This window comes from Pseudoalteromonas sp. SR45-5 (assembly GCF_014163565.1).
GTDB lineage: Bacteria > Pseudomonadota > Gammaproteobacteria > Enterobacterales > Alteromonadaceae > Pseudoalteromonas > Pseudoalteromonas distincta.
In genome coordinates, this window is the sequence record NZ_JACJDN010000369.1 from 1 (window position 1) to 4,036 (window position 4,036).

2 protein-coding genes are annotated in these 4,036 nt (G+C 48.4%); both read left to right on the top strand.

Annotated elements, in window-relative coordinates; all coding sequences use genetic code 11:
- Positions 1 to 298: 298 nt before the first annotated feature.
- Positions 299 to 1,876 (top strand): glycoside hydrolase family 68 protein, encoded by a 1,578-nt coding sequence (locus H5072_RS13440; protein ID WP_002961343.1) that lies wholly within the window; start codon positions 299 to 301, stop codon positions 1,874 to 1,876.
- A gap of 288 nt (positions 1,877 to 2,164) precedes the next feature.
- Entirely contained in the window at positions 2,165 to 3,832 is a 1,668-nt protein-coding gene (locus H5072_RS13445) for a glycoside hydrolase family 32 protein (RefSeq protein WP_259395951.1), read from the top strand.
- Positions 3,833 to 4,036: the final 204 nt, after the last annotated feature.

Sequence of the window (4,036 nt, forward strand, 5' to 3'; positions counted from 1 at the left end):
GTTAAATCGGTGAACTATTACAAAAAAACAAACTTAATCGTTTAAGTTTTTAGGGGGGTGGTATATAGTAAAAAAGCTAACATAATGTAGCGCGGGCATTATTACGCCCGAATTTCCTGGCTAATTCCAGAAGACAACCTTTGTCCGAATCGATTTCGCTATAAAAGTCACATATATTCAAGTGAATACAACTGGTTTTCACTGAAAATAATTGATTTAGACTAGGATAACAGGGGTCTTATTTCGCTGAGGCCATCCTTTTACGGAAAACAATTTTTAATTTAGTGAGAAGATATTGATGAATAGTAAAATAGGTAAATCGACAATCCCAATTCTGTGTTCATTTCTGGGCTTAACAACGGCAGCTGTTGCAGAACCTTATCTACAGCCGGGTCCCGAGCCGACATTTCACACCCAAGAGGCATTTGCACCTGAAAGTAATTTCACTGCGAAGTGGACGCGGGCTGATGCACGCCAAATCAAGCGAATGTCTGATCCGACGGCTGGTTCACGTCAGAATTCGATGCCTGAAGAATACACTATGCCTGACATCCCGCAGAACTTCCCTGACATGTCGAACGAACAGGTCTGGGTATGGGACTCTTGGCCTCTGACTGACGAGGATGCTAATCAGTACAGTGTCAATGGACAGGAAATCATTTTTTCTTTAGTAGCCGACCGTAGCCTTGGCTTTGATGACCGCCACGTTTACGCAAAGATCGGCTACTTCTATCGGCCGGCTGGGATTTCCGCTGACCAACGCCCCGAAAATGGTGGTTGGACCTATGGTGGTCTCGTGTTCGATGAAGGTGTCACCGGTGAAATTTTCGAAGACCAGTCTTACAGCCACCAGACCCAGTGGTCAGGCTCGGCGCGTATTTTTCCGGGTGGCGAAATAAAGTTATTTTTCACAGATGTTGCCTTCTACCGTGATCAAGACGGTGGACCGGACATCAAGCCTTACGACTCTCGGCTCGCGCTAAGCGTAGGCCATGTGCATGCTAATAAACACGGCGTGAGATTCACCGGTTTCAACAAGGTTACGTCGCTACTCGAGGCTGACGGCACTTACTACCAAAATGCTGAGCAAAACCCTTACTATAACTTCCGCGACCCGTTTACTTTCGAAGATCCGGCTCATCCAGGTGAGACCTATATGGTATTTGAGGGCAACTCGGCCATGGACCGGACAACTGCACAGTGTGATGCGGACGACCTTGGCTACCGGGACGGCGACCCTTATGCAGAAACCGTAACCCAAGTGAATGCATCGGGTGCGCCCTTTCAGATCGGTAACGTCGGTCTGGCAAGGGCTACGAACGACGACCTAACCGAGTGGGAATTTCTGCCGCCTATTCTATCTGCAAACTGTGTCACCGATCAGACTGAACGACCGCAGATCTACCAACAAGATGGCAAGTACTACCTTTTCACGATTAGCCACAGCACCACATACGCAACAGGTATTACTGGCCCCGAGGGCGTATATGGTTTCGTAGGCAACGGTATTCGCAGCGATTACCAGCCGATGAACCAGGGATCCGGACTAGTGCTGGGTAACCCAACGAACCTCAACTACTGGCCGGGTAGTCCGTTTGCGCCAGACTATAATCAGCACCCAGGTCAATTCCAGTCGTACTCGCACTACGTGATGCCTGGTGGCTTGATCCAATCGTTCATCGACACGATCGGCACTCAAGAAAATTTTCGTCGCGGTGGGACGCTTGCACCTACAGTCAGGATAGAAATCAACGGCGACTCGTCAGAGGTTGATTATTCCTATAGCGTAAATGGTTATGGGCTAGGTGGTTGGGCCGATATCCCTGCAAACCTTAATGTGAATTCGGGTGGACAGATCAAGCCTCTAAAGAAATAGCTTTAGTAAATTAATCTATACAGCCCTTATCGGTGGGAAGAGGAGATGGCGATGTACCGGCGTATCCTCTTCTCCCTTGTTTGTAAATGGCAAATAAAGGTATGCTCGACTTATTCGACAGTCTCTCGAACTGTCGCTCTGTTTTTTTGTTTTACAGCAGTGATTTCTGAAGCACTGCATTTCCTTATTTTACAAGTTTTTCGTACTGCCCAATATCATCTATCATGCTCAATGAGTACCTTTGCGCAATTACATTGCTTTGTAATCGGTGCTCCAATAAGGGGAATTATGAACCACAATCTTATTTTAATATTTGCAAGTCGCTGGTCTATGACAATTTGCGTGTTGGTCGTGTTGTTCTGCTCAGGAATGTCGCTGGCCGTCGAATTAGGTTCTGAAGCAGCGTTCAGCTCTTCACCGTTGCCTCTGTTGACAGAAGAAGCATCTAAATACAAGCGCCCAGCTAATTGGGCGAGATATCGGCCCGCGGTGCACCTAACCCCCGCCAAACACTGGATGAACGATCCCCAGCGTCCAATTCTGATTGACGGTATCTGGCACTACTATTACCTCTACAATGCCGATTATCCCATAGGAAACGGTACTGAGTGGTACCACGCGACCTCGGTTGATCTTGTGCACTGGCAAGATCACGGTGTGGCAATCGACAAATACAAGAACGGCCTCGGCGACATTGAAACCGGTAGCGCAGTAATTGACATCGATAACACTGCAGGCTTCGGCCCTGGCGCTGTAATCGCCATCATGACTCAACAACACGAGGGTGTACAGCGCCAGTCGCTCTTTGTCTCGACTGACGGCGGCTATCGATTTAAGGCGTACCACGACAATCCTGTCATGGACAACCCTGGATCCGAGCATTGGCGTGATCCTAAGATCATCTGGGACGACACGCGTAATGAATGGCTGATGGTGCTGGCTGAAGGTCATAAGATCGGCTTTTACACGTCGCCCGATTTGAAGCATTGGAAGTATCAGTCTGGGTTCGAGCGCGACGACCTTGGGATTCTGGAATGTCCCGACCTATTCCAAATGTCGGTCAACGGTGACAGTGCAACTACACGATGGGTGCTGGCAACTGGCGCGAACGGCTTTAAAAAAGGAATGACCACGGGAACCCTGTACTGGACCGGAGTATGGGACGGAAAAAATTTCACCGTGGATAGCGATGAACCTCAATGGCTAGACTTCGGCGCCGACTTTTATGCCGCAGTGACATGGGAAGACCCTCGCCACAATGACGCCGAACGCCTTGCTTCTCGCTATGCCATTGGTTGGCTCAATAACTGGGCCTACGCCACCAAACTCCCAACCGATGAGTGGCACGGGGGGGCCAACTCGATCGTACGGCGCATCATGCTACGGTCTGTAGACGGTAAGCCGCAGCTTGTCTCGCAGCCCATCAATGCGATCGACAAACTTGAGGGTAATACAGTAGCTCGATCCAATATTCGGGTGATGGAAGCGTCGAAGATGGCACTTCCTCAGCCTCAATCCGATGCCTACCGACTCAGGGTTAAGATTGACGCTGACTCAGATGCTAAAGAGATCCGCTTCCGTCTTAAGGAAGGCAATGGGCACTTTTCTGTCGTTGGATACAACTTTGCGAATGACACTGTTTTTGTCAAACGCGATAAGGATGCTATAGCCAATGCGATGCCCAAAGTTTACCGCGAGGTTCGAAAGTCCCCCGTACAAGCGCGCGATGGCTTTGTCATGCTGGATATCATTGTAGATACAACATCCATTGAGGTCTTTGTAAATAACGGCGAAGTTGTACTTTCAAACCTTGTATTCGGCGCTCCCGGTGCAAATGACCTATCGGTCGAGTCAATTGGAGGAAATACGGAACTGAGTTTATTTGAGCTAACCCCTCTCAAGGTTGCCCCGGTCACTCGCAGTAAAGGTAATGCGGGCTTGGGCCCTACTCCGTGAAATTTAGCCTAGATTGTATTTTAAGATGTTGCTGGTTATTGTGTGATTCATAGGTATCGTTTCAATATACTATCTCTCTATGAACAAAGAAACTCAACAGCTATTAAAGTGGATTGAGCTTTAAGAAAAAACAATGTTGTGGGTCTAGTTTGACGTCGTTGGTATATCTAGACCTACTCTTCAAATTGCTACCAGCGATACATA

Coding starts and splice junctions, on each gene's coding strand:
- H5072_RS13440 (WP_002961343.1), top strand. CDS start 299: ATGAATAGTAAAATAGGTAAATCGACAATCCCAATTCTGTGTTCATTT.
- H5072_RS13445 (WP_259395951.1), top strand. CDS start 2,165: ATGAACCACAATCTTATTTTAATATTTGCAAGTCGCTGGTCTATGACA.